We start from the raw sequence: 26,251 nt of genomic DNA, 5'->3' as shown, positions 1-26,251 counted from the left end.
TAACGTCTGCAATATGCTTTGAAAGACTCCCGAATTTAATCATGTTGCTAACCTTCAAATCTTCACACACAATCAAAGAATTATCTCTGACGTACCGAAAACTGATTTTGTGCAAAAAGTCTTTGCGAACATCGGCAATTTTTGAATGCAGCTTGTTGAGTTCTGATTTTGTTTTTCTGAACCCACTACTCCCTTTTTTCTTTCTTGCCAAGGCGCGATTTTTTACCCTCAATTGTTTCTCGTACTTTTTAGTGTGCTTTGGATTTTCAACAAAACAACCATTGGAATCGGTCAGAAAATAGGTGATACCCATATCTAAGCCTACAACTTGTTTCTCGTCGATAGGGTAGAGATTTTTTGATTGACTTCCAAAGGTTACACAGACGAAAAAGCCATTACCTTCCTTTGTTATTGTTGCCGTTTTCAGTTTTCCCTTCGGCATACGGTCTTTGAATATGCGTACTTCTCCTATTTTTGGCAGTATAAAACCTGTATCCGTTGCCTTTACTGACTTTAAAAGTATTGAACTGTATTCGCCCTTTTTCGCCCATTTTGGGAAGCCGCCACCCGAAAAAAACTTTTGGTAGGCAAAATCAAGCCTTTCAACAACATTTTGCAAACTTTGAGAAGGTACAGATTTAATCCATTCTACATCTTTCAAGTCGGTTAATTGCTTCATCAAATCGTATTTTGAAACATTAACACCTTTTTGGTAGGATTGGATTTTAGTATCAAGGGCTAAGTTATAGACATACCTGCAAGTACCTATCCAATTATTAAGCAGATTTACCTGTCCTTTGGTTAGTTTTAACTTGTATTTATAGGTTTGCGTGACTTCCATGACACAAATATACTTAAAAAATAATATTTTTGTGTCATATATCTAACTAAATATTTTATGGATACTCGCTGGGCTAAAAGTTCTCATGCTACTTATAATTGCGCCTATCATTTCATTTGGTGCCCTAAATACCGAAGAAAAGTTTTAATCAATGGCGTTGATATTCGATTGAAAGAATTGCTTATTGAAAAAGCAACCGAACATGGATGGGCCATTGAGAAAATGGAAATTATGCCTGACCATGTACATATTTTCATCAAAACCACCCCAAATGATTCTCCTGTTTTTATAATCAGCCAACTCAAAGGTTACACATCTTTCGTGTTAAGAAATGAATTTCAATGGCTAAAATCTCGATTGCCTACACTTTGGACGCGTTCCTACTATGTGGAAAGTATCGGACATATTTCGGAAGACATTATCAAAAAATACATTGAAGACCAAAAAACAAGATAGCCTAAATGCGGCGTATAGGCTTGCACACAGGCTAAACTTCCTTTGGCAAGTTGTCGCTTATATCCCCGCCCTAAAGGGTCGGGGCTTTACGCTTCTATTTCGTAAGAAAAAATATACTCTTGTCAACTCGATAAAAACTTGGCTATAAGTTAAGGAAAAACCTAACGTGTAGCCAGTATTAGTGGCGGCTCTCTTTATGGTGGACATAGTACAAAAGTACATCAAAGCCCAAAAGGTCATACACGAGTTTACGAAACCTGTTAGAGAATTCTATAATCGCTTTAGCGGTTCGATTTGACATGATTCACAGAGGTCTTGGCTTTCAAGGGCTATTCGAATTCTTGCAGTCAAAGGGAGATGATGTGAAAAATAGTTCCATCAGTCAAATGCTTATTTTCTAAAATCAGGGAAGCTTTTCGTCCTGTATTTTGCGGTCAGCACACTTTATGAAGGTATAAAATACTAAATATTAGCTTGTTTAATAATCTGAGGAAAAAGCGTTACCATTCGAACATCGTTGGGAGTGAATAGGAACGAGGCTACATCGCGGCCCTGTTCGTCCATGTTGAGTTTTTCGCAATGAGCTAGAAGTCGTTCTTTGAGTTGCGCCGTCGTTGTAATGCCTGCTTTTTGCTCCAGATACGCGTAATTGGGTTTGATGTTTAACCCCAGTAGAAATACCACGTCAAAGAAATCGCGGCCTTTGTTACGCGGTCGGTTGAGAATGGCGTAGCATTTTTGGGAAAACATCAGGTCAAGCGGTGTAACGTTGATTTGCGAAAAAATCCCGAAACGGTTGAGAATGTAGGTTTCTTTCTCAAATGGGAAGTTCTGCGCTTCACTGTCGAGCTGAATCAGGAGTTTTTCTTCTTGATACCCGCTCAGGCCGTGCTGAAAAAACAATCGCGGAAATTTGACGTTACAGCGATAAGCACCCTTGCCCGCTATTTGTATTTCGACCTCATAGCCGTTGCCTTTGAGCTCTTTTTCCACGATTTCGGCCACTTGATCAAACTGGGTGGCTGACACGGCAAAGTTGTCAAAGTCTAAATCTTCCGAAAAACGTTTGTTTTCGTGTACTAACCGTAGGCAGGTACCCCCTAAAAAGGCAAAGTGTTTGCCCAAGGAGCTGTCAAAGAGAATTTGTAAAATCTGACATTGTAGGTATTCGCGCAGCAATTCTCGCTCAAATCCGTGCAGATGAGCTGGATAGTATTTTTTGATGGTTTGTAAAGTAATCATTGTGGTAATTGGCTGAGAAGGATTGAGGTCAGTTTGGATACTCGTTTGTTGCCGATAGCGTTGGTGTAGGCATTCAATTTTTCTACGGAACAACGTTCTGCAATGAGATTGAGATTGAGCCTCATAGCTTCCAAATCAAGGCTGCCTGTGAGGTTCGGATTCAAATAAAATGTATCCAAGAGCGCTTTTTCGGGTTCGGCGATTAGGAAATCACGATTTTCCAAGTGCTGTGGCTCATAGCCAAAAAGTAGGTTAGGTTTAAGGTGATGATAATTAAAACGCCCCAATATGGTCTCAAAATGATGAGTTTGTTTGGAAGATACTGAAAAGATTTGATAGACTCCTTCTGGAATGAAGCCATACCAGCGTAGCGCTGACCACAGCGATACGTAGGAGTTGCTACACAGGCGGTTTGCTGTAAAAAAAAGGCGACTTTCCGAGATAGGCTTCTGAGGCCAGGTATAATATTTATTGATTAATTTTTGAAGGTATTGTTTGTTCTGCCATTCGACTAGACGGCGGGTATCAAAATCTGGGAACTGCTTAAATATGTCATTGACGGGAATAACATCGCGATCTTGAAAAGCTTTTTGGAAGGAAATGAAATTCATTTATATTGTATATTTGTAATAAATAACAAAAATACAATATAAATTGAGATAATTAAGTTGTATTAGTGGAATTATTTTGTTGGAGCAGAGGCAATAGTGCCGTTTTGATAGTGAGCATATAGGTATCTAAAACTATCTCGTTACAGCCAACTGTTTTTGTATAAAGCCTATGTACTTTCAGAGACTTAGTAGTAATGGCTACTTAAAGTAATGGAGCATATAGCCAACACTTTATTTTTGAGAAGGTTTAGTTCTGATAAATTCTTGTGCTACTATCAGTGGATTTTTATGAGCGGAGAAGTTTTTTAGTATATCTTTTAGATGAATTTCAGAACAGTACCAGTGATATTTCGATGGAAGGCATGGTATTCTTTGGTTATTGAGTCTAGCCTTTCTGTGGAGATTAATGAGGCCTTTGCCATGGCTTGTTTGGTTCTTCTCTCCAAATGCAGTTTCAAGAATAGAATTGTTAAAATCAACCTATTTTAAGGCCTTTTAATTAATATCATAGTTCCACGTACCTTCCTTTTGTTGGTAGGTGATTTTGATTGTTTTGAATTTTTCTGAAAGAAGAGAGTTGCTGAGATAACTTTTTCCCTAAAAGAAAGACTGTATTTAATTGTTTAAAAACTGGTTATATTTTTATTTAAGATTGATGATTAAAATATTGATGATTTACGGGGCTTGTAATTCATTGATTACAAGATGGTTATGTGGGTTAATTCTGTCAAAATGTAGTCGAACTCTGTCAAAATGTAGTCTAATTCTGTCAAAATGTAGTCTAATTCTGTCGAAATGTAGTCGAACTCTGTCAAAATGTAGTCTTTAATTCTGTCAAAATGTAGTCGAACTCTGTCAAAATGCAGTCGAACTCTGTCAATTAATATGACTGGCAGAATTAAAAGACAGAATTAGGTTTCAACTCTTTTAAATTAAATAATATTAAATTTATATTTTTATTTTAATTATTTTTATCTAGTTTTGTGAACCGAAACGCTTCTTTTTAATATAATGCGTATATACCAAGTAGTACTCTAAAATCTGTCAAAATGTAGTAATTTTATTTAAAATTCATTTTTAATTATTTGATAATCAATATTTTATGTGTGCTCGTTGTGGTTTGCACAATTGATAATGTGTTGAAAAGCGATATTAATGGCAATTTTTACCGTATTTTAATTGATAATCTTCATTTGTAACTAAAATATCATCTTGTAAAAGATTGATATATAGGTTATTATATTTAATTCTGTCAAAATGTAGTCCAACTCTGTCAAAAAATTAAAATTTCTGACACTTTTTTTATTTGACAGAGTATTTTTTTAACTTGCTTTCAAATCAAAGAAAAATGAAGTTAAAGCATTACAATAGACAGCCAAATGCTTCGATTATGACTCGCCAGAGTTTTTCGCTTCTGGAGAAGAGAGTTTTTTATATCGTGTTGAATCAATTAAGTGAAGCAGATATAAATCTAAAGCAAAATAAGCAATTTAGAATACCCGCCAAGCTTATAACCCAAAATTATCGACAAATGCTTGGGATGGCCCAGTCGTTGATGCGTAACTGTCAGATATGGCTAAGAAACGATGAACAAAAGGAGTTTCAAGCTTATAATGTATTTTCATCAGCTCGATACAGTGCCAAAGAGGGCATCTTTGAAATAGGGTTGTCGTATGAGGTGATACCCCACATTGCTCAAATTAAAAGTGGCTATACAGAATATGAATTAGCAATTGCGCTATCGCTCAATAAAACCTATTCGCAAAGGTTGTATGAAATGCTATCGCGTTGGAAGAACTTTAATGGTGGTACTTGGTCTCAAGTCTCAGTGGAAGATTTGAGAGACTTACTGGGGGCCAATGAGGAAACCTATGATGATTTTGGGCAACTAAAGAGACGCGTGTTGGATCCAAGTTGTGAAGAAATTTCGGACAAAACGGACATTAGTTGTAGCTACCAAATACAGAAAACAGGCAGAAAAGTAACTCACCTGAGTTTTTACATTCAAACTCAAAATTCGAAAGCAATACAAGAATTGCAAGAAATTCGTGAGGCATTGAATGCCCTAAATATGGATGACCGCTGGAAATACATGTACGAACGGTTGGAAATGTATGATTTTACTAAAATTCAAAGGAACAAGATACTGCAAGATGAAGACTTGGCCAATCGCTTTGTAAACGCCGATATGGAAATACAAGCTGGCAAAAGAAAACCCAATGATGCAACGGCATATATGGCCGTCATTCTTGGCTTTAACGAAAGTAGGGCAAGAAAAGCAAAAAAATAAATGCTCGGGAGTATTTAGATGGCTAGCTTGCTTTGTGCTTTAGCGGGGTTCTGACTCAAATTCAGATTAGCATGGGGGCGCGGGGATAATTTTAAAAGGCTACTGTCGGGGAGCTTTTCGCCATTACGCTGTTGTAAGATTTCATTAAAGTCTTTTTGTGTACGGCTGGGGCGGCTGATTAGAAATAGGGGATGGCTTTGCTTTTGGTTAATGCTATCTGAAAGTCTGTTGAGTGCTCGAATGAGCATATTTGTGTCGTTGGGAAAAGAAATGACAACATGGGTGCATAATTTGTCTTTACTAGGCGTTTGTAAGTGGCTCAATTGACTGGCTTTCGCCTTGAACTCATTTCCTTCTTTTGTTACAAACTTATTCAAGCTAGCTGTTAAGTCGTTAATGTATTTTTCGTGTTGTTGTTCAAGTGATTGCAACGTAGAGCCTTGTAACTTGTGCGAAATTTCGAGTCGAAGATGGTTTTGTCCCTTTATGAAATTATCATCTTTTGTTGGAAGATGCCCGTCGTTTTCGATTTTTTGGTTAGAGCTCCCAATCAGTTGCTGTACACTTTGGATACCAATAGGTGGGGCGCTATAGGTGATATAAGGGGTTAGGTTAAAATCCTGCTGTTCGCTGGGATGTTTAAGCCCAAGGTAATTAATCGCAAACCGAATTCCAGCATTATCACCATCCTGCGCAATTACCACTTCAGCCAATGGATTTCGGTTAAGTATATGTTGAATATGCTCCATTTGATGTTTAGCTGGAGTGCCACAAGTGGCAATATAAAGCCGACGTTCATCAGCTGTTTCGGGGTTTAATTGAGCGAAGGACAAAGCATCAATTGGACTCTCACAAAGTACAAGGCGATTGGCTGATATGGGCTCAAAAAGTTCTGCCACTTTGTTAGAGGGAATAGAAAGTTGAGTGGAGAGATTAGCTTGATCAAGGTAGCAAAAGTAAATTTCATTATTACTCAGGTTTCGGTAAAGTGTACCCAAGGTATTTATAGGAACGTGTTGATATTGAGTTGTTAATCTAAAATGGGCGTTAGACAGCCAGAGTGCTTCACGCCTTTCTATGCTAGGAAATTGTTTAAATTTATCGTTCCTTATGTCCAACGACGCTAAATTCCCATCAATTGCAAATAGCGGGAAAGCCGTATTTTGGAAGACTAAGTCTTTGGATTTTAAGCGGTTTAAATATTTGTCAATGAACACTTCATTCAGAGAGAACCGATTGATTTGCCCATCAAGTTTTGTGAAGAAAAACCTATCTTCCTGGTCATTAGATTGGAGTTGCTCTTTGGTAAAAAGCAATGTACCCTTAGAAAGCACCACATTTTTCCCTTTGGTATTATTGAGTACGAGTGGTTCAATTAATTCGTAGGCCAATTGTTTTAGGCCAACATTCAAAATTTTTGACACAAAAGCAGGGTGGCTCAGGGTTGGAATATTGATTGCCCGATTGAGCAGATAACGGTTGTCTTTCAGGAGGATAGGCGTATAGGTTTCTTTTAAATCAGCCTCTCTGAGTGTTGTATCTTTCAAAAAATAGCTTTCAGAAACCTCTCGAAGCGGGGCTAATTTGGCTACCTTGTGTTGGTATTGGGTATCTCCTAAAATTTGGTCAACAACAGCAAAGGTGCTCTTCCAATTCTCATTTTCCATGCGATGAATAAATTGAATGGAGTCACCTTTGAAGCCTTCGCTTCGTTTCCAATTTCCTTGGGCGTCTTTGTACGGTTTTCCCAAATCGTTCAGGTCACAAAACCCTTTATATCGGTACTTACCTGCGATGTTACAAACCGCTAATCGTTGCTTGTCCCCTTTAATCCCAGTTTTATAAATTCTCCAAACACCATTTTTACTTGTCTTTTCGGCGTCCAGAGAATAGCCGTAGTGTTGTAATACAATCTCAATGTCTAATTCTTTTCTCAGCCAATCAAAATCACGTTTGCTGGAGGGCTCGACGTGTGCAATCTTGGTAATTTTTGGAGGTAAGCCATTTTGAATTTGATAAATGTTTCTTATGTCAAGTTTGTTGCTTTCAGCAACTTTTTCCAGAGCGGTAGAGTCCCATAGTTTTCGGGATGAGGTGGACTGTAAAATACTGGCATAAAGTTGATGGATGTTCAACTGTGGGAGCGAAATAATCTGAGATGGTGACTGCTCTCCCCACGCGGTTGCTTTTCCAGTGATATGCTGCTGATAAGTGTTTAAAAAATCATCAGCCCTGAAGCCAGCAATACATGGATATAACTCTACTTTGAAATTGGGTGAGCCAACAGACAGTATCCTTTTAGATACATTTCTAAGTGGTATTGATGTTGGTAGTTTTGTATATAAGCGATTGGGGTTTGCTTCCTTTAGGGCCTGATTTAATCGTTCAATATTTTTTGGCGTAGTATCTATCCAGAGTTTGATATGTGTAATGGGACGCCCCTTCTCAAAAGTATTGATTGCGAAGTCGCCAAAAATCAAATACTTGACTTGATGTTTATTAAAAAAATGTAAAAGGTTAAGTTGGTCAGGGTGAGCGTAATTTGTGTGTATATCCAAAGTTTTACGAAAATTACTCGTGTAAAAAAATACTGTTGTTTGCGAAAACCGCCATAAAATTTTTAAGAATGATATCACGCTGTTCCTCGTCTAAATTGAACCAGTCGGTTGGGTGCTCGACCCTCAAACGAGGAAGCGTAAGTTTTAAATCATGTTCATCTATCCCCATTTCAACAGGTTCAAGAATGTGAGTGCCAAATTTCTGTTGAAGTTGTAAAATGAATTCTTCTTGGGCTTGTTGGGAGTATTTCATTAAAATGTTGGCTAGTTGTTGTTAAATGCGAAATCCTCTTCTAGTGTTAAGGTTGTCTTGAACATCTTGCGAAGGGGGTTGGCTGTTTGAAGCGTCGATACTAGGTGTTGCTTTTTGCTGAAATGCTTTTTTAGGCTTTTCGACTTCAAATCGAAAAGTAATTTCTCCATTAGGAAATGTCGAGGATTGGAGTAAAATAGGACCAATATAGCCCACTTTTTTCCCGAAGGCATCAAACAATGGGGGGGATTCGACAACAGATTGTTCTTTTAAAATAGGGAGCTTGGATTTTGTAAAATCGTTAAACCAAGCCAGGGATAATCGTTGAAATGGTGAGAGTGAACTAAGATTCGGAGTTGGACTCGATAACTGAAGGTCATTTTTTATTAAAACTTCTAGTTCGGGTTTCAGCCATTTTAGCAGCGCAATCCTGGCCGGTTCTCGTTCTTTGTCAATGAGTTGTTCCACTATTTGTGTTTCTGACAAAGATTTGGCAGCTTCCCTTAGAATTTTTGGACGAATCTGGTCATAAAGTTTTTGGGCTTCTTTTTGTTTAAGCATCTAATAAATTTTATTTTGATTTAATTTCGCAAATTAACTAAATTAAAATAATTTAACGAAATTAAATTTATAAATTAAATTTTAATATCTTTTCTAAACTAAAGAATGCCCAAATCACCGCATAAAGAAAGCTAGTTGAAGTCACACTAAATGAATGGATTATCAGTATCGAATGTTGCTAAATCACTAACGTGGGCTGTCAATGTGGAAATAAGATACCATGTTGCAGCATTACCTCATGAAGTTTTGCCACAACAATCAGAGCTTAGTAATTATGAAGGGGTAGGGGTGGTTCCTTTTTCTAACATGCAGTAATACTGATAGGCGGTGTTTACAATAGAAGGGTGATACATGAATTCTTCTATCGAAAGCCCATGCTTTTTAGTAAAAGTCATAAATTTCAACAAAGTAGAGGAGGTGTTTTTCCCAAAAGAAAGATCTCGTAGCTGAAAGTACTCTAAACCAGCCATTTGAGCAATGTCTTTTACTGAAAGCACTCGCTCAAATTTGCCTTTTATTTTACTCAAATCGCCCTTAAAATGTTTGGTTTGGTCGTCTAATAGTTTGGCTTTTATGAATTGTACACATCCGCTAAATACTTTACCGTAGTAAAATTTTTCGCTTTCGGGATGTGAAACTATCTGACTGATTTTTTCAAAAATAATTGTTTGTTCTTCCTCGCTAAGTGAATCAAAGGAAGTGGAGCTAAGTTCTTGAATTACAACAAATTGTTCGGTTTCTGTTAACGATTTTTGAAGCTTTCGCATGATTTAATTGCAGGGTAAATTGTATTATGTTTGTAAGATAATGCAATTTAAGCATCTTATAAGATTAAATCAAACTTAATTATATAAAATAGTTTTATTTAATAAATCTACTTTTTTGGTAAGCTTGATATACCATTTCTTCTATTAATGGATATACCAAAAGAAGCGGCTTCACTTTCGACTAATTCTCTGACATCCTGTTTTACTTTTTGGTAACATGAAGAGGTTAAATGCTCTCTAATGAGCCGTTTGGTAGATTCACTTTGGGTGGCATAGCCCTGAGAATAACCCATTTTTATAGCAAATTGCTCAAAATCCTTAATTGGTGGCAGTTGTTTATGCTTTTTTGTGAGCGTTTTGTCAATAAGAATTTGTCCTTTAAATGTCTTCAAATCAACTTCTTCCCCAAAGTTATCAACTGTTTGACCTACAAATTCACCCTGTTTGAGGGTTGCGATTTTTGACGGAGGAATCACATCTTGTTGCTGAGTTTGTAGGTTAAGGGATGTATCAGTTCTTGAAAATGTAATACTTTCCTTCAATTGGTTCGTTTTCCCAAAACGTTTTGACAATGTTTCAGCTGAATTAAACACGACTACCCCCGAGAAGAAATTGCCAACGGTATTCATAATCACTTTGGCTTCTTTGTCACCATAGTCACGAGTAAGTTGCTCAAAATCTTGAAAACCAAGCCATGGAGCGACTTTGTTGGAACGAGCGGTAGCAATTAAGGTATCAATTCCTTTAATGAACATAGTAGGTAACTCATCCCAAAACAGTGCCGATTTTAGTCTTCCCTTTTTGTTGACCATTTTGAGCATCCGAGAAGTATAAAGCGAAAATACGGTACCGTAAATTCCAATTCGTTCGGGATTGTTTCCTGTACAGAGAATTTTTGGGGCTTCAGGGCTATTAATATCCAAGGACAAGTCGTTGCCAGTCATTATCCAATAAATAGTTGGCGAAGATATTCGAGTAATGGGAATTCGTACGGAAGCAATTTGACCAGCGAGTTGCTCAATGGCGCCGTCTTGCCAAGCATCTTTGAATGGTTTTACATACACTTCTAAATCTTGGTATTTACTCATTATCTCAAACATAGAACCGTAGTCTTCGTTTACAAATTCAATAACGTGTGGGAATGTGCATACCTGTGATAGCTGTTTGTAACGATTGAGGGCATTTGTATCTTGTTCAATTTCAGGTTTTTGAGTCTCAATTTGATGTAAGTTTTTGTATTTTACACTGGCAGAACGCAAGTACCAAATAACGGCGGTCAGAAAGTTGATAGCTGATTCAACAAAAAAGTCGCCTTGTTTTTGTACCCAAGTTCGATTTAAATTCAACATGATGGTTTGAGCTGCTTCGTAGGCGTCCATGATGTCGGTCATTGAATCTGGGAAAAGGGGGTTACAACGGTGTGAGCGCTCAATATCATCGAAATTGATGACGAAAAATTGGGGAATGAGTGGTTCTCCATTTCCCTTTTTTCCCCAAGCATAAGGATTTTCGGCCAACGTATGTCGGTAGGCATTGTAAGCTTCGAGGGTTAAGTCAGGATACTTAAAATCATAAACATAGGCAGTGTAACCTTTCCAAATGGACTGCCAAATTGCGGGTATCAGTACCGCAAACGATTTCCCCGAACCAGGCGTTCCTAACACCATTACTGATCGCATTGGGTTAATAATGTTTATCCAGCCTTGGTGCCACTTTTTCTTAAAGTAATATTGAGTTCTGAAGTGGATAGAGTACTCATTTTCAACGTATTTCTCATTCTGAGGAAATGTTTCGTTTTCTTCGTTAAAGATGTCATCATTTAGACTTCCCAAAAACAAACGGCTAGCGTATTGTAGCCCTTTTATAAGAAAAAATACGCCAGTTACAGTGGTAAAAATATAGAGTAAATGGTTGCCAACGTTAGAAATGTTGATGGGATAGTATAACAAAAAAGTACTCCCGAAAAAAATAAAAAAACCAATGAAAACCGTCTTTTTGACCTTTTCAACGGTTATGCTTGACTTAAATGTTCCTTTTGACCCGAGTCCGTGAAAGACCAACAAGGCGAAAATAATAAGTTTAGACGTAAATGGGTTATTGAATAAGCGATATTTATCATTCAGTTTGCCTAAAAAATTTTTTAGAAATTCAGATAGCCATACGTAGTTAGAAAAAAGAGATAAATCAAACCAAAAGTGGTGGCATGACAGAAGTAAAATGCTGATAATGAGCAATAAATCAACGCCTTTGTGGTATGATTCACCATTGTTGGATGTGAGTCCCATATATTTAATTGATTTTTATAATTTAATTATATTTAATTTTATTGTGCAATAATATTATATTTGTACCGATTTATAACAACCAAATTATTGTACGGGCAAAGTAATGAGTTACACAATTGACCAATTTGTGGCCTATCTTCACCGAGAAGGTTTTGAGGCTGCTTCTTCCGAACGAACACAGTGGCATCAGTTTTATGACAAGAAATTAGATGAGCATGTCACCATTAGAGTGTATCTACCTTTATTGAAAAATGATTTCTTTTCGGCATCTTCAGGGGTTAGGATGTATTTGTTTCATGAAGTTTTACAACGATATGTTGGTGAAACAGCCTACTATGAATGGACAGATGAAGCAGATTTAGAAGATGCACTCAAATTGAGAATAGAATTGTTTAAAGGCGCTTATCTTTCAGGTCAGTACCGTAGTCCGCTGAATATCAATGGTTACGTTTTTAAAAATGGATTACAGCCTTATTGGGTTTGTCGAGAAACAGGTGGCACCTTTACTGATGAGGAATGGAAAGCAATGCAATGATGAAAGGTCTTTATTTATTGGTCTTGATTTTGTTGGTTCGCACTTTGAATGCCCAAACACCCAGAATTAGAATTAACTCTTTTCTTCAGGGAAGTGGTACTGTATCGGTGAGGGTATGGAGTTCAACAACGGGTTATGATTATACAATGCACTATGATTTAGGAACACCTTATCAAAATCAAGACCCTGAAATCCCATCACCGCCAGCGGGGAATAATTATAGTATCTTGGTGACAAACCATTCGAATCAAAGTTTGTCATTTGCGCTCACTCAAACAGGGGTTAATTGTGATGCTTCTCGGACTCGATATACGAACTTTGCAGGGCCAGATTACGGATTTGTTGATCTTTTGGCTAATGAAGTAATGTCAGGGCAGTCTTTCTATATCGCTAAAGACACCCTAAAAATTCGTACGAACGCCAGCTATGGGCAGGTTTGTACGCAAACAACTGCCCAAAATAGTTACCAAACGGGAGAATTGTTTGTGAATTTGTTTTCAGGGAATGGTTACATTCGACTTCAGCCAATTCGTTACATAGACAGAGTGTTGTATTTTTCGTCTGTTAATGAAAATTGCGTGTTAAATGGCCAATTTAAAGTGTATGTCAATGGAAACGCGGTTTCTTATACGCCTGATTTCTTGGGCTATGGGTTGGCATTTTTGCGGCTGAGTTCATCAACTGAACTGTCTGTAGGGGATGAAGTATGGGGTTTTAACCAATGTACTGGCCAAATTTCAAATGTCGAGTACCCCCGCGATGTTTTTGCCTATTTAGAAGTAAAGGATGGTTTTTCGCATACTGGAAACCGAATAACACCGACCTATTCGTTACCTCCTTATGGATTATACACAACACCCGTTGAGGTTAATCAATGCACGCCTGTAAAATTATCTTCTCATGTACTGTATGAATTGGGCCTGAGTAATTCAGGGAATAACGATAATACGTATCGTGAAGAGGGACCTTACAAAATCAACGGCCAACTGGTACAAGAATCTGAGATGTGGCATGGATTTGTTCCCCCTAATGCAGGTACGTATATACAGCAGGGTAAGGTGTTTACTAATAATGGACTCATCAGCTGGCTTACTCGTCAGCCAAGAGCGGCACCTGTAAAATGGGAAGTCAACTACCGAGGTATCGTTGGAAATGACGAAGGAGATAATACCTTTTATATGAACGGTTCTGGCTTTGCCCAAATGAAAGATGACAACTATGATTTATTTCAGACTACCTATTCCGAACACGACTTACCAAAGAACAAAAATAAAATGCCAACTTCTAACCCTGCTAACTATACGTTGGAGGCGACAAAGGAGGGCGTCATTCGTTTTTGGCATAATGGCGTGAAAATCGACTCACTAGTGGAACGGGTTAAATTTGAAGTTTTGGGTGGAAAAGGTCTGCTGAGTGAGACGGGGTCAGTCCCATACGGGAAAGAAGTCGTATTTACCCCACAAGACACGGGGTATTATTATTTAAAAGCTACATTTAATGGACAAATCGCCGTCAAACAATTGTTTCATGTAAAATCAAACCCACCGAAATTATCGGTGGGAGATACGCTTAAAGTAGTGACAGATCAACAAGTAATGATTTCGATAACCAACTGCGCAGGAACTGTCAAATGGGACGATGGTAGTACGGGTAGTTTTATTCAATTTAGCGCCAAAGAGAGTCGTATGGTAACGGCGAGTTGTCAACCCGAGACAGGTTGTTTTACAAAAACGGTGCAAACGTATGTACAAGTAAAACCTCCGAAGCCGACTGTTCAAAGTTCATTGACGGATGTTTGTGAAAATACCATGGTTACCTTTCGTGCGGGAGGCTGCACGGGACAGTATTTGTGGTCGAATGGAGCGAACGGGAACCAAATTACTTTAGTAGCAACCCAGCCGCAGTTATTGTGGGTCAAGTGTCAAGATACAGCGGGCACATCAGACCCCAAATTTATTCAATTTCGGAATTAATCAATAAACACAGGTCTTCCCCAAAGACATTTATCCAAAAACACACCTCCTTTTGGGGGAAGGGGGCTTATTCTATGAAAATATCAATTTGTGCCTTTTTTGTACTCCTATTATGGAGTTCAGTGATTGCTTTTGGGCAAGACACCACCTTTGTTACTATTCGTAAGTTACCATCAAAGGTTTCTCTTACAATGAATACAGATTCAATTTATCTCGGACAAAAAGCCACGCTAACTGCATCAGGTTGTGCTGGAACTGTGACATGGTCAACGGGACAAACGGCAGCCTCCATTCAGGTATCGCCAACTACCCAAACATTCTACAGCGCTTTTTGTACCTCAGCTTTTGGTTGTGTAGGAGTGAAAGATTCGCTGAAAGTACTAGTAAGAAAAGCCATTGTGCCCAAAGCCAGTCCTACCACGATTTGTGCAGGCGATTCCTCGGTTTTAACTGTAGCAGGTTGTACAGGTGGAACGTTGACGTGGAATAATGGAGGTGTTGGAACGAGAATAGTCGTAAAACCCAACGTGACTACGCAATATTCTGTTACATGTACGCAAGGAACACTGGGTACGTCACAACCTGTGTTAGTGACGGTAAATGTCAATGCCACGCCAACAGTTCCAGTTTTAACGGCTAATCCTCAAAACGTAAAAACGGGTGAAAGTGTAACCCTGGCCGCCACAGGTTGTAGCGGGACGATTACATGGGCGCACGGAAAAACGGGAGCTAGCATTACAGAAACTCTGACCAAAACTACCGTATTTGCGGCATTTTGTACATCCACGCAAGGTTGTAAAAGCCCTACCGCCAGTGTCACTGCGGGGGTAGATTCTCCGATTCCGATTGTCAATGCAACGCCCAACGAACTTTGTGAAGGGCAAAGTTTGACTTTGAAAGTATCGGGTTGTTCGGCAACAGGTACGTACGAATGGCGAAATGCCAGCGACCAGCTTGTCAATAGCACGTCAACTTATACCCTAACTGTAACGGGCAACCAAACGCTAAAAGTTGTTTGTAAAGATAGCGCAGGTACATCTCAACCCCGAATTGTAAGCCTTAAAGTAGCGAACTAAACGCCCAAAAGTGGGGAGTAAGTATTGTTGTAAATAAGCAGCTATTCCCCACAAAAACTTTACTAGATGATTTCAAGAATTGTTTATTTAACGCTGTTGAGTCTGGGACTACTGTTGGTAATGTCGCAAAATTCTCAAGCGCAAGATTCTCTGTATGTAATTGTGGGTCAAACACCTCCTGCGCCGTTGCTTTCCACCAACAAAAACCCAGCTAATGTCAATGAAAAAGTGGTACTGGTGGCCAATGGTTGTACAGGACAAGTGGTTTGGTCTGACGCAACCATTGGCGCAAGTCGTATCGTAGCTTTGGAACGAACTACAGAGTTTAGGGCGAGGTGTGTCACAGCCCAACGGTGTACCAGTTCAGAAAGTAAATTAGAAGTGCAGGTAAAACTTTCACCCCCACAAATCGAAGGATTAAAAGAAGTCTGTGAGGGACAAAATGTGACATTGACTGCGCGTGGGTGCCCGCAAGAAACGCGTTGGCAAGACGAGGGCGTTGGAGAAGTTCGGACATTTCGACCCTCGGTAACGACCACTTATTACGCAAAATGTATTCAGAATGGCTTGGTGTCAAATAACGCCGACGTTTTGGTGACAGTTAATTCTAAGCCAGCTCCACCTACGATAACAAAGAATGAACAGACAGCAGACAATGTAAATGAGATTTCATTACATGCCAATTGCAATGGAGCAACTGTTAGGTGGGATAACGGCTCAACGCAACCCATTATCAATGTCATACCAGTTCTTGCAACCAACACGTATTCTGCAGTATGTATCTCACCCCAAGGGTGTCAGAGTGAAAGCAGTCGTTTTACCTTATCGCTACAAGTCAGTAAACCAGAATTAACGGTTTCTAATCAAAAGGTGTGTGCGGGTCAATCAGTTTCTTTAGCTGCCAGCAATTGCAGTGGCTCATATGTTTGGTCTTCGGGAGAAAGTACCGCAGTCATTAACCCAATTGTGAGCAATACCAGTCAGTTTTGGGTGAAATGTAAGACGAGTGCGGGGCTATCTGAACCCACATCGGCAACGATAGAAATTATCCCAACGCCAACTTCTCCCGTGCTTACGGCACAACCTAGTTCATTGCTATTTGGACAATCAACTCAAATAACCGCATTTGGTTGTAATGGAGTGGTAAAGTGGTCAAATCAAACTACGGGTAATATCTTACGTATAACACCTAATGGTACGAGCACGTATGAAGCTTATTGTGAAACCCAAACGGGGTGTCGAAGCGCTATGTCTAGTGTTGTAGTGACGGTTTATCCATCTACTACGAGACTGATAGCAGCGCCTGCGGCCATTTGTGCAGGTGAAAAAACCAGTTTAAAAGCCATTGGTTGCAAAGGAACGGTAACTTGGTTGTTTGGCTATAAGGGAGATAGTGTGCAAGTTGCTCCGACGCGGACAACCACCTACTTTGCCGTATGTCAAACGGGCGACGTGAAAGATACGAATGCAGTAGAAGTCTTGGTTTACCCTTTGCCAAATGAACCAACGCTAACGGCAAACAAGACGCAACTCCAAAGTGGAGAGTTAGTGGTGTTAAATTCACAAGGTTGTAGTTACCGAACAATATGGGACACAGGCATTGTAGGTGAGAAAATACAACTATTCCCTCAAATTTCGACGGAATATGCGGCTTATTGCCAGAGTGAAAAAGGTTGTGTGGGAAAAATGGCCCGTATCAAAATCCAAGTCAATGCCGCTACCTTGACTTTAACAGCCAATCGCCCTAAAATATGTCAGGGTGAAACATCAACCCTTGTCGCAGATGGCTGCCAAAATGGAACACTAACTTGGGAGCAATTTCCTAACCAAAGGAGTAATTCTTTGGTGGTTCAACCAACTGTAACCACTATTTACAAAGCAAAATGTGAAACACTTTCGGGAGTATCAGAAGCAGTAATTACAGTGACAGTAAATCCTAAAACAAAACTTTTGGTTTCAAATGTTGAGTTATGTGAAAACGCTACGATTGATTTGCGAAAGCAAGTTTTGAATGCGAGCTCTTTTGGTAATTTACTGTTTAGAAAGAGTACACCAAGTTCAGTTAATGTTTCTTATCTTCAGACACTTACTCAAAGTGGTACGTATTATGTAATTGGAACGAATCCTAATTCATGCCTTGACACTGCCCAAATTGCACTTATTGTTAACCCTAAACCAGCCATCCCTTCGGTAAATACCCCTTTGGACTCTGTGATGGCAGGAAGTAGTTATTTTTTACAGGGCAAGGGTTGTGAAAATGGAACGATACATTGGTGGGTAAATGACAAAAAAGAAACAGGAGGAAAAATCAGTCTCGTGGCCGAACAAAATACCCGTATAAAGGTCATTTGTGTAAGTACGAAGGGTGGATGTGCCAGTGATACTAATTTCTTGTCAATACCTGTCAAACAAGGAGTTCCTGCACTGGCCATTTTATCTTCAAAAGCCTGCGAAGGAGGAACGGTATCGCTTGAAGTAAAAGGATGTGCTCAAGGTTTGTTGGTAGGCACCCCCAATGATTTTCGTATTCTGCCCGTCACTTTTTCGCTATCAGTACCATTAAATGGGGATTCAATCTTCTACAATGGCACCTGGGTAGGTACCAAGCTCAAACGGGGAGATTCCCTTTTTGTCGTCTTACCTGCTTACTGTTACACAGGCAATATCAGTTCAACGTTCAAAAGTAACCCTCGTCGCCTTGAAATCCCCATCCAATTTGTATCATTAACTGATTTGTATTTTTATCCTAATCCTGCGTCGGGCAAAATTCGTATCAAGGGGCGAGATTGTGTCAATGGGCTACGCCTCAAGGTATGGGATTTGGTAGGGCGTCTATTGATGGATGATTATGGCATCAACGTTGACAATGAGATTGAACTGGATGTCTCTACTTTGGCTTCAGGGGAATACCTTTTGGAAATACAAACGGCATCGGGAGAAAGTAATGTCAGTAGGTTGTTGAAACACAGTAAGTAAAGGCGTAATAACCAGTTAGCGAAGTGCAGTAAAACCACGAAAAATAACAAAATGAATACTTGGAACATCAACAAATTCCTGTTTGGAGTCGGCATCACGTTACAGAGTATTTGCCAGGCTCAAATTAATACACAACGTATTCCAGTGTCCGCCCTTGAATATCTTTATATTGTCCCCGATGCACGTCATGGAAGCATGGGCGCTGGTGCTGCTTCTTCTCCATCGGCGTATAGTACGGCTACAAACGTAGCCGTACCAGCATTTTGTCAAGATTTTCAGGCATTTAGTTTGAATTATACCCCTTGGAATATTGACTTAGTGAAAGACATGCGAATGCTACATTTTAATGCTTACGGGCGTACGGACGAAAATGGGCGTTGGAATGTATCTCTCAGTCATTTTAACTACGGTAAAGCTGAATTGAGGGATGATTTGGGCAACTATCAGGGAGAAATTAGCTCTTATGATATGAATTTGCGACTTGCCCACGCACGTAAGTTGACCCAAAATCTATCAGTTGGTGTTGGCTTACGTAGCTTTTATTCTAACCTATTCGGTAGAATGGCGTGGCAGGGATTTCAATTACGGCCTGTTTTTGGGGTGAATGCAGACCTAGGGGTTTATTGGCGCCAAGAGCGTAGCGAAGAGCGAGACTGGTTTTCAGATTGGGGAATTAGTATTCACCATTTGGGGGGGCGGATCAGCTACGGAGATGATAAGCGGTTGAATTTTCAACCTACTTTATTTCGGGCAGGGGTAGCTCTTTCGCATCCTATTGATAAAGAGGAGGAAAGGGAAGTACAGTTTTATTTGGATGCGCTCAAACAACTCGTACCAACGCCACCCGTGTATGGAGTTGACGGAAAGATTGAGCGCGGAAATGACCCGACAAAGCAATCGGGAATTAGGACAATTTTTACGAGTTGGGCTGATGCCCCAGATGGGGTTAAAGAAGAAATCCAAGAAATTTGGTGGGCCATGGGAGTTCATTACCAACATAATTCAACATTGGCACTTCGCCTAAATTATTTTACCGACCACCGCAATAAAGGAAATCGCCACTTACTGACCTTAGGGTTGGGTTTGATGAATCTTAACGGGAACAAAAGTGCATTGAAAATGGACTTAGATGCTTCATACACTTTATCTGTAAAAGGGTATAACCCATTGAACCATTCATTTCAAATAGGCTTATTAGTGAAACGTCAACCAGATGAATAGCACGGATTTAGACTTTTTTGAACTCTATTTAACGGATTTTTTGCAGTCGGATTTTCCTGAGTTGTTGCGAAAATTGAGTTCATCAGAAATAAAAACTCTCTTGACCGTGCGGGCGTCAAATGCAACCACGGCGTTTGAAAATGCTCGCCGAGAGGGCTTAACGGTAATGGCTGCCCAAGAAGTAGCTATTCACTCACTGGTGAAAGGTCTTGATTTTTCAATTTATAACTTCTTGCACGATACGTTAGAAAAAGAGTTTAAACAGATTTTTGAAACCCTCACTCAACAGCAGCGTCTTGTTCCCATTTTATTGTCTTTTTGTGCCCCTTTGAATGATTTTATTCTTCAGTACGAAATAGATGATACGCCTACTAAACAAATTAGGTATAGTTTGATTGTGAACACATTAAGTCAAGCATTGGCTAAAGTGGTTTGAGACTTTGACAGCTAAAAATAAAGATGGCGTTTAATCCTAAACAACACTTGGTAACCAATACCGAGGCGATAGCTCTTGCGTTCCAATTGCAAAAAGAAGGAGCTAGTCCCACGTCGGAGCAAGCCGATTTAATTCGTCACTATGCAGGTTTTGGAGGAATCAAGGCGATACTTTTACCCTTGGAAGACGACAGTGCTTGGCAAACGAAAGCAGACGTTGAACTACGTCCCCTTATTCAAACACTGTGGGAAACAATAAAAAATGCGGCAGGTGAACAACGGGCTGAGGAATACTGGCAAAGCCTTAAAAATAGTGTATTGACCAGTTTTTACACTCCTCCAGCAGTGATTGAAGCGCTCGGAGAAGCTATCCAACAAACGGGGTTTGAAGTGAATAACTTTTTAGACCCTTCAGCGGGGTTGGGGCAGTTTTCGGAAGGATTTCAGCAAAAAGGTTTATCCCTCTCCAATTCCCTTTTGATTGAAAAAGACCTGCTGACGGCTACGTTGTTAGAAACGTTGCACGGCAAAAACCAAGTAAAACAACAAGGGTTCGAAGACATCAGCAGTCGCTACTTGAATACCTTTGACTTGGTAGCCTCCAACATTCCCTTTGGCGACGTGGCCGTGTGGGATGCCGCCTTTGCCAACAGCAAAGACAAAACCAAACGCCAGGCTTGCCGAAGTTTGCACAGTTATTTTTTTGCCAAAGCCGTGGACGTCGTCAAAGAGGGTGGGGTAGTGGCCTTCTTGACAACTGATGCGTTGATGAATAGCCCAAGTAATGAGCCTATTAGGCACTATTTGATGCGGAATACAAATCTGATAAGCTCAGTTCGCTTACCTCACAATCTATTTACTGATTTTGCGGGTACAAGTGTTGGCAGTGATTTGATTATTCTCCAAAAAGATACCCAAAAAACAAACCTTAGCCACCGCGAACGGCTCTTTATCCAAAGTCCACGGGGTGAGTATCCGAGCAACCGCTATTACGAAAACTTGGGGCGTATTGTCCATACCCAGCTTCAATTTGATACTGACCAGTATGGTAAACCCGCTCGAATTTTCATTCATAAAGGGGGAAGCGAAGCCATTAGCCAAGAATTGAAACGAATGCTGGACGAGGATTTGGGTCAACACCTCAAAATAGCTGTACCAACTGAAAAAGCGCGGGTTGCCATTAGTAAAGCCCCACCTACGCCTCAACTTGACCTTTTTGCGACGCTTCAACCAACGTTAGTGATTGAACCTCAGATTTTTGAAGGCATAAAATACCCTCACTTAAAAGAAGGTTCGTTGGTAGAACAAAATGGGCTTGTGGGTAAGGTGTACGAGTTGGCCGAGGCAAAATCTTCTTTTCGCCCTCTGGAAATCTCGAAGACTCAACAGGAAAAAGTGAAAAGCCTGATTCAGCTTCGAGATAATTACCAGCTACTCTACAATTTTGAGCAGGAATTTCAAGCCGAAAATGCAGGGTTACGTCAACTACTCAACGAATCGTATGGCCAATTCAAGCTACAATACGGCGAACTAAACCGCAAAGAAAACGTTGGAACCGTCTTGCTCGACCCGCAAGGGAAAGAACTGTTGGCTTTGGAACGGGTCAAAGAGGGGCAATTTATTAAAGCCGATATTTTTGAACAACCTGTTTCATTTTCCACGAAACAACGCATTAAAACGGCCGAAGATGCCCTGCTTGCGTCGTTGAATTGGTTTGGGAAAGTCAATCTTGACTACATGCAGGAAGTGAGCGGTTTAAGCGACGAAAAGCTGCTGAATCAGTTGCAAGACCGCCTGCTTTTTGATCCGATTCAAGACGAATACAAAACTCGAGAGATGCTGCTTTCGGGCAATGTTTTTGAAAAATTGAGGACGATTGAAGAATACCTCGAACAAAATACGACGGAGCGGCATCAGGCACAGGTTGAAAAAACGTTGGAAGCACTACGCGAAAGCCAGCCAGAAAAAGTACCGTTTGAACTGTTGGAATTTAATTTTGGCGAACGTTGGATACCGACGCAAGTATATCAAGACTATTTGAGTCATTTGTTTGACCTACCCATTCGGATTCAGTACGCACCATCTACGGATACGTTTACGGTGAGACCCTTGCGAAGTACCCAGAGTAACGCAAAAATTACCACTGAATTTGCCGTAAATGCCCAAACCCGCACCTACGATGGCCTAGATTTAGCTGAATATGCGTTGCTGAATACCAATCCTCACATTACCAAAAAGTTGTACGATGGCGGACAAGAAGTTACGGTCAAAGACCAGGAAAAAACGCAATTGGCGGCCAGTAAAATTGAACAAATTCGTCATCAGTTTCCTGTTTGGCTAAACGAGCAGTCAAAAGACCTTAAAACAGAGATAGAACAACGTTATAATCAATTGTTCAACTGCTATGTCAAACCTCAGTACAATGGTCAGCATCAACAATTTCCGCACCTCAATTACAAAAACTTGGGGATAACGAGTTTATACCAAAGCCAAAAAGATGCCGTGTGGATGTTGCTTCAAAATGAGGGAGGCGTAGCTGACCACGAAGTAGGTTCGGGTAAAACCCTGATTATGTGCGTGGCGGCCTATGAAATGAAACGATTGGGTATTGTCAATAAACCCATGATTATTGGACTCAAAGCCAATGTTCACCAAATTGCTGAAACATTTCAATCGGCCTACCCAGAAGCGAAGCTGTTATATCCCCAAGCCAGTGATTTTAATCCCGAAAACCGTGTCAAACTATTTAATGACATCAAAAATAACCATTGGGATTGTCTCATTCTGACCCACGACCAATTTGGGAAAATTCCTCAGTCGTACCAAATCCAGCAAAAGACGGTTCAAGCGGAATTGAACAACGTAGAATTGGATTTGGAAGTAATGCGTCGCCAGAACAACGAAGTATCCAAGGCTGCTTTGAAAGGACTCGAAAAGCGCAAAGCAAACTTGACGGTTGAGATGGCTCGTATTAACCACCAACTCAAAGAAAAAAGAGACGATGTTCCTGATTTTCAGCAAATGGGTATTGACCACCTGTTTATTGACGAAAGTCACCGCTTCAAAAACCTGATGTTTACCACCCGCCATAACCGAGTGGCGGGTTTGGGTAACCAAGAAGGCAGCCAAAAGGCCATTAATTTGCTGTATGCGATTAGAACGATGCAGCAACGCAAGAACAAGGATTTATGTGCTACCTTTCTTTCGGGGACGACTATCAGTAATTCATTAACCGAATTGTACCTGATTTTCAAGTACCTCCGCCCCAAAGAACTCCAAAAGCAGAATATCGTCAACTTTGACGCCTGGGCAGCGGTGTACGCCAAGAAAACCACCGATTTTGAGTTTTCGGTCACCAATAACCTGATTCAGAAAGAGCGTTTTCGATACTTTATCAAAGTACCTGAGTTGGCCATGTTCTACAATCAGATTACTGATTTTAGAACGGCCGACATGATTGGTATTGAGCGCCCTCAGTTGAACCAAAAACTCATACACGTATCGCCCACGCCGCAGCAAGAAGATTTTATTCAGAAATTAATGAAGTTTGCCGAAACGGGCGATGCGACCTTGCTCGGGCGTCCCAAACTAAGCGAAGGAGAAGAGGCGGCTAAGATGCTAATTGCGACCAATTATGCCAAGAAAATGGCCTTGGATATGCGTTTGCTCAATCCAAATTACGACGATCATCCCAACAATAAAGTAAGCCAATGTGCCAAGAAAATAGCTGAACACTATCAGCAAACCCAATCCCACAAAGGAACACAGCTGGTATTCTCGGATTTGGGAACCTACAAACCTCAGCAGTGGAATGTGTATAGCGAATTGAAACGAAAGTTGGTAGAAGAGTACCAGATTCCCCCTCATGAAATCAGGTTTATCCAAGAATGTAAAAATGAAGCGCAACGAACCAAACTCTTTGCCGATACCAACGCAGGCAAGGTAAGAATCCTGTTGGGTTCGACTGAAATGTTGGGTACAGGTGTGAATGTACAGCAGCGTATTGTGGCCTTGCACCATTTGGATATTCCTTGGAAACCCTCCGAATTAGACCAACGTATAGGGAGAGGAGTTCGGAAAGGAAATGAGATTGCAAAATTGTACGGCAACCAAGTCCACAACTATGTGTATGCTGTCGAAAAGACCTTGGACAACTACAAGTTCAACCTGTTGCAGAACAAATCGTTGTTTATTAGCCAAATCAAAAACTCTAACTTAGCCACCCGACGAATTGACGAAGGTAGTTTGGACGAGAAAAATGGCATGAATTTTAGCGAATACATCGCAATCTTATCGGGGAATACAGATTTACTGGAAAAAGCCAAGATAGAAAAGCGGTTGGGCAGATTAGAGTCCGACTTGTTGATTTACAATAAAGACGTGATAACGGCGCAACAGAGGTTGAATGCCCAACAACAACAGACCGAAAAAACAGCGCAAAAATTGGAGAGCCTAATTGCGGACAGAAAACTGTTGCGAGAAAAACAGGCATATAACGATACGAACCAAATTACTGGGCAGCTTAAAGTGGCAGGCTTAGAGAGTAAAGACCCCAAAGAAATTGGTAAAAAATTGGTCAGTATTGATAAACACAACCGTAGTGCTTTAGAACAAAAGGTGGGGGAATTACACGGGTTTCAGCTAGTAGTTTCCACCAGTACTCATTTTGTAGATGGGTACGCTCATAAGGTGAATTATTTCTCGGTAATTTCACCAAATGGCGTAAAGTACCAACATAATGGTGGACAGATGCCACGAACACCAGAGTTGGCCGCGCAGTTTGCCCATAATGCCCTCGAAAAAATCCCCAAATTGATAGAAGATCAGCGCAAGCGGGTAGGGGACTTCAAACGCGACATTGAGCAATTACGAGATTTTATATCGAAGCCGTGGCCCTACAAACAAGAGCTAACGCAGCTTCGCCAAGATTTGCAAAGCATAGAACGTAAAATTCAGGATTCGCTGACGGAAAAGGTTTCGGAGAAAAAAGAAGAGAAAAGGGTGGGGGTGAAGATGGGGTGATAGTACCAGTAAAAATCCTAAGATGAATACCACGGCTCACCTTATTGGGAAGAGAGCGGAAGCTTAGAAATAATACCTGTTAGGAGAAAAGATGTAAAATATTCGGTACCCATTCGGGTATAAAATACTACGAGCATTGATAAAATAACCCCGAACAGGTATAAATGAAAAGGCTTATTGCCCAATTTGTAAAGGACAAGCGCAAGTCTTTAAAATTGACGTAAGTGGGTTTATCCGAAAAATCGGGTGTAGGTCTTCGCTTTGTTCGAGAGCTTGAACAAGGTAAAGAAACCTTACGACTTGACAAGGTAAATCAGGTTTTAGATTTGTTTGGATGTGAATTAGGCCCCGTCAAGAAGGAGGTTGGCCATGAATAGGAGTGGAGAAGTGTATTACCAAGACCAATTAGCGGGTATCATTAGTGAAGAAGAAGATGGGTACGTATTTATGTATAAGGCTTTATTGATAAATAACCTTGAAAAATTAAATTAGTTGAGTATTTAGTATTTCTGAAAGATTCTTTCAAATCGGAGCGATTTCTATGATTTATGCAGCTAATGGCATTAGGGCTTTCGCTTGACATCCTCCAGAAGTACCATCGGTCAACGACATACTGTTATGAGAATAGTACGTCGTTGACCGATGGGTATTTAATTGCCGTTTTAAAAATCAAAATGGCTACTACTGCACCTTTACTACCTTCAAAGTAGCCTGCTTGTCGCCTGTATTAACCTTCAAGAAATAGATTCCGTTGGGTAATTCGCTGACGTTAAACTCTTCTTGGTGGGTGTTGGTTTCGGGTATAAAACTGCGTTGCAACATGGCGCGTCCCGAGGCGTCCGTCAACACCGTTTGCACCGCTTGACCTTTGCTGTCTTGCACTTTCAAGCGAAGCGTGTTGGTGACGGGGTTAGGGAGAACAGTGACAAAGGCGCCGTTATCGGTTATCTGTTTTTCGTTTTCCGCTGTTCTTGCTGCCCCTACGCCAACGCCATCTTTCGATTGGATTCTGAACCAGTATTCTTGGTAGGCCAGCACATTTCCTTGTGATTTACGAGTTGCAGGATAAATACTACCCCAACCTTTCATGTCCCAATAACGAATACCAAGTTTGTACAAACCTTTGGGTAACCCTGTGTCATATACGTT

Annotated in this window: 20 protein-coding genes; 11 read left to right on the top strand and 9 right to left on the bottom strand. The window is 40.3% G+C overall.

The features are described 5' to 3' along the window. Nucleotides 1-841 (bottom strand): RNA-guided endonuclease InsQ/TnpB family protein (locus tag FHS57_RS31260; RefSeq protein ID WP_183980689.1); only part of this gene is annotated, 841 nt, incomplete at its 3' end. Nucleotides 842-898: 57 nt separating this feature from the next. Here FHS57_RS31260 and tnpA point away from each other — a divergent pair. Further along, a complete protein-coding gene (gene tnpA, locus FHS57_RS31255) occupies nucleotides 899-1,297 on the top strand; it encodes an IS200/IS605 family transposase (protein ID WP_183980687.1) in 399 nt (132 codons plus the stop codon). A gap of 462 nt (nucleotides 1,298-1,759) precedes the next feature. Here the strand turns inward: tnpA and FHS57_RS31250 are convergent, their stop codons facing one another. Together FHS57_RS31250 and FHS57_RS31245 are read right to left on the bottom strand one after the other, a co-directional pair. After that, the gene (locus FHS57_RS31250) at nucleotides 1,760-2,539 is read right to left on the bottom strand and encodes a nucleotidyl transferase AbiEii/AbiGii toxin family protein (protein ID WP_183980685.1); all 780 of its coding nucleotides are present in this window, start codon (nucleotides 2,537-2,539) and stop codon (nucleotides 1,760-1,762) included. After that, the gene (locus FHS57_RS31245) at nucleotides 2,536-3,150 is read right to left on the bottom strand and encodes a type IV toxin-antitoxin system AbiEi family antitoxin domain-containing protein (RefSeq protein WP_183980683.1); all 615 of its coding nucleotides are present in this window, start codon (nucleotides 3,148-3,150) and stop codon (nucleotides 2,536-2,538) included. Before FHS57_RS31245 ends, FHS57_RS31250 begins: the two co-directional genes overlap by 4 nt. Nucleotides 3,151-4,498: 1,348 nt before the next feature. On the opposite strand from FHS57_RS31245, the gene FHS57_RS31240 reads away from it, so the two are divergent. Further along, on the top strand, nucleotides 4,499-5,440 hold the full coding sequence (locus FHS57_RS31240; protein ID WP_183980681.1) for a replication initiation protein: 942 nt from the start codon (nucleotides 4,499-4,501) through the stop codon (nucleotides 5,438-5,440). A gap of 14 nt (nucleotides 5,441-5,454) precedes the next feature. Here FHS57_RS31240 and FHS57_RS31235 read toward each other — a convergent pair whose 3' ends face one another. The 5 genes from FHS57_RS31235 to FHS57_RS31215 all read right to left on the bottom strand — a co-directional run bounded on the left by FHS57_RS31235 (nucleotide 5,455) and on the right by FHS57_RS31215 (nucleotide 11,864). Continuing rightward, complete coding sequence (locus tag FHS57_RS31235; protein ID WP_183980679.1) at nucleotides 5,455-7,998, bottom strand: toprim domain-containing protein; 2,544 nt, start codon at nucleotides 7,996-7,998, stop codon at nucleotides 5,455-5,457. 13 nt (nucleotides 7,999-8,011) lie between these two features. Next, nucleotides 8,012-8,251, bottom strand: a complete 240-nt coding sequence (locus FHS57_RS31230; RefSeq protein WP_183980677.1) for a hypothetical protein — start codon at nucleotides 8,249-8,251, stop codon at nucleotides 8,012-8,014. Between the two features lie 21 nt (nucleotides 8,252-8,272). Then, nucleotides 8,273-8,812: a hypothetical protein gene (locus tag FHS57_RS31225; protein WP_183980675.1), complete on the bottom strand. Its 540-nt coding sequence runs from the start codon at nucleotides 8,810-8,812 to the stop codon at nucleotides 8,273-8,275. A gap of 272 nt (nucleotides 8,813-9,084) precedes the next feature. Next, entirely contained in the window at nucleotides 9,085-9,579 is a 495-nt protein-coding gene (locus FHS57_RS31220; RefSeq protein ID WP_183980673.1) for a hypothetical protein, read from the bottom strand. Nucleotides 9,580-9,686: 107 nt separating this feature from the next. After that, nucleotides 9,687-11,864 (bottom strand): YWFCY domain-containing protein, encoded by a 2,178-nt coding sequence (locus tag FHS57_RS31215; protein WP_183980671.1) that lies wholly within the window; start codon nucleotides 11,862-11,864, stop codon nucleotides 9,687-9,689. 103 nt (nucleotides 11,865-11,967) lie between these two features. On the opposite strand from FHS57_RS31215, the gene FHS57_RS31210 reads away from it, so the two are divergent. The 9 genes from FHS57_RS31210 to FHS57_RS32030 all read left to right on the top strand — a co-directional run bounded on the left by FHS57_RS31210 (nucleotide 11,968) and on the right by FHS57_RS32030 (nucleotide 25,594). Then, nucleotides 11,968-12,399, top strand: a complete 432-nt coding sequence (locus FHS57_RS31210; protein WP_183980668.1) for a hypothetical protein — start codon at nucleotides 11,968-11,970, stop codon at nucleotides 12,397-12,399. Continuing rightward, nucleotides 12,381-14,372 carry a hypothetical protein gene (locus tag FHS57_RS31205; RefSeq protein WP_183980667.1) on the top strand — a complete coding sequence of 664 codons (1,992 nt, stop codon included), beginning with the start codon at nucleotides 12,381-12,383 and terminating at the stop codon, nucleotides 14,370-14,372. Before FHS57_RS31210 ends, FHS57_RS31205 begins: the two co-directional genes overlap by 19 nt. A 191-nt stretch (nucleotides 14,373-14,563) precedes the next feature. After that, nucleotides 14,564-15,448 (top strand): hypothetical protein, encoded by an 885-nt coding sequence (locus tag FHS57_RS31200; protein WP_183980665.1) that lies wholly within the window; start codon nucleotides 14,564-14,566, stop codon nucleotides 15,446-15,448. A gap of 66 nt (nucleotides 15,449-15,514) precedes the next feature. Beyond that, nucleotides 15,515-18,424, top strand: coding sequence for a T9SS type A sorting domain-containing protein (locus FHS57_RS31195; protein ID WP_183980663.1), 2,910 nt, complete (start codon nucleotides 15,515-15,517; stop codon nucleotides 18,422-18,424). Nucleotides 18,425-18,475: 51 nt separating this feature from the next. Continuing rightward, complete coding sequence (gene porV, locus FHS57_RS31190) at nucleotides 18,476-19,645, top strand: type IX secretion system outer membrane channel protein PorV (protein ID WP_221225783.1); 1,170 nt, start codon at nucleotides 18,476-18,478, stop codon at nucleotides 19,643-19,645. After that, the gene (locus FHS57_RS31185) at nucleotides 19,638-20,081 is read left to right on the top strand and encodes a DUF1896 family protein (RefSeq protein ID WP_183980659.1); all 444 of its coding nucleotides are present in this window, start codon (nucleotides 19,638-19,640) and stop codon (nucleotides 20,079-20,081) included. Before porV ends, FHS57_RS31185 begins: the two co-directional genes overlap by 8 nt. Nucleotides 20,082-20,104: 23 nt before the next feature. After that, nucleotides 20,105-25,102 carry a helicase-like domain-containing protein gene (locus FHS57_RS31180; RefSeq protein ID WP_183980657.1) on the top strand — a complete coding sequence of 1,666 codons (4,998 nt, stop codon included), beginning with the start codon at nucleotides 20,105-20,107 and terminating at the stop codon, nucleotides 25,100-25,102. A 224-nt stretch (nucleotides 25,103-25,326) separates the two neighbouring features. Next, nucleotides 25,327-25,479 (top strand): helix-turn-helix domain-containing protein, encoded by a 153-nt coding sequence (locus tag FHS57_RS32300; protein ID WP_510186788.1) that lies wholly within the window; start codon nucleotides 25,327-25,329, stop codon nucleotides 25,477-25,479. Next, nucleotides 25,472-25,594 (top strand): hypothetical protein, encoded by a 123-nt coding sequence (locus tag FHS57_RS32030; protein ID WP_262889970.1) that lies wholly within the window; start codon nucleotides 25,472-25,474, stop codon nucleotides 25,592-25,594. The genes FHS57_RS32300 and FHS57_RS32030 overlap by 8 nt, the downstream gene beginning before the upstream one ends. Nucleotides 25,595-25,783: 189 nt before the next feature. On the opposite strand, the gene FHS57_RS31175 is transcribed toward FHS57_RS32030, so the two are convergent. Next, nucleotides 25,784-26,251 (bottom strand): T9SS type A sorting domain-containing protein (locus FHS57_RS31175; protein ID WP_183980655.1); only part of this gene is annotated, 468 nt, incomplete at its 5' end.

It is taken from the genome of Runella defluvii, assembly GCF_014195535.1.
GTDB classification, from domain to species: domain Bacteria; phylum Bacteroidota; class Bacteroidia; order Cytophagales; family Spirosomataceae; genus Runella; species Runella defluvii.
This window is presented reverse-complemented; position numbering and strand designations above follow the sequence as displayed.

Excerpts from the sequence above, each read along its gene's own strand:
- tnpA (WP_183980687.1), top strand. The coding sequence starts at position 899 with ATGGATACTCGCTGGGCTAAAAGTTCTCATGCTACTTATAATTGCGCC.
- FHS57_RS31250 (WP_183980685.1), bottom strand. The coding sequence starts at position 2,539 with ATGATTACTTTACAAACCATCAAAAAATACTATCCAGCTCATCTGCAC.
- FHS57_RS31245 (WP_183980683.1), bottom strand. The coding sequence starts at position 3,150 with ATGAATTTCATTTCCTTCCAAAAAGCTTTTCAAGATCGCGATGTTATT.
- FHS57_RS31240 (WP_183980681.1), top strand. The coding sequence starts at position 4,499 with ATGAAGTTAAAGCATTACAATAGACAGCCAAATGCTTCGATTATGACT.
- FHS57_RS31230 (WP_183980677.1), bottom strand. The coding sequence starts at position 8,251 with ATGAAATACTCCCAACAAGCCCAAGAAGAATTCATTTTACAACTTCAA.
- FHS57_RS31225 (WP_183980675.1), bottom strand. The coding sequence starts at position 8,812 with ATGCTTAAACAAAAAGAAGCCCAAAAACTTTATGACCAGATTCGTCCA.
- FHS57_RS31220 (WP_183980673.1), bottom strand. The coding sequence starts at position 9,579 with ATGCGAAAGCTTCAAAAATCGTTAACAGAAACCGAACAATTTGTTGTA.
- FHS57_RS31215 (WP_183980671.1), bottom strand. The coding sequence starts at position 11,864 with ATGGGACTCACATCCAACAATGGTGAATCATACCACAAAGGCGTTGAT.
- FHS57_RS31210 (WP_183980668.1), top strand. The coding sequence starts at position 11,968 with ATGAGTTACACAATTGACCAATTTGTGGCCTATCTTCACCGAGAAGGT.
- FHS57_RS31205 (WP_183980667.1), top strand. The coding sequence starts at position 12,381 with ATGGAAAGCAATGCAATGATGAAAGGTCTTTATTTATTGGTCTTGATT.
- FHS57_RS31200 (WP_183980665.1), top strand. The coding sequence starts at position 14,564 with ATGAATACAGATTCAATTTATCTCGGACAAAAAGCCACGCTAACTGCA.
- FHS57_RS31195 (WP_183980663.1), top strand. The coding sequence starts at position 15,515 with ATGATTTCAAGAATTGTTTATTTAACGCTGTTGAGTCTGGGACTACTG.
- porV (WP_221225783.1), top strand. The coding sequence starts at position 18,476 with ATGAATACTTGGAACATCAACAAATTCCTGTTTGGAGTCGGCATCACG.
- FHS57_RS31185 (WP_183980659.1), top strand. The coding sequence starts at position 19,638 with ATGAATAGCACGGATTTAGACTTTTTTGAACTCTATTTAACGGATTTT.
- FHS57_RS31180 (WP_183980657.1), top strand. The coding sequence starts at position 20,105 with ATGGCGTTTAATCCTAAACAACACTTGGTAACCAATACCGAGGCGATA.
- FHS57_RS32030 (WP_262889970.1), top strand. The coding sequence starts at position 25,472 with ATGAATAGGAGTGGAGAAGTGTATTACCAAGACCAATTAGCGGGTATC.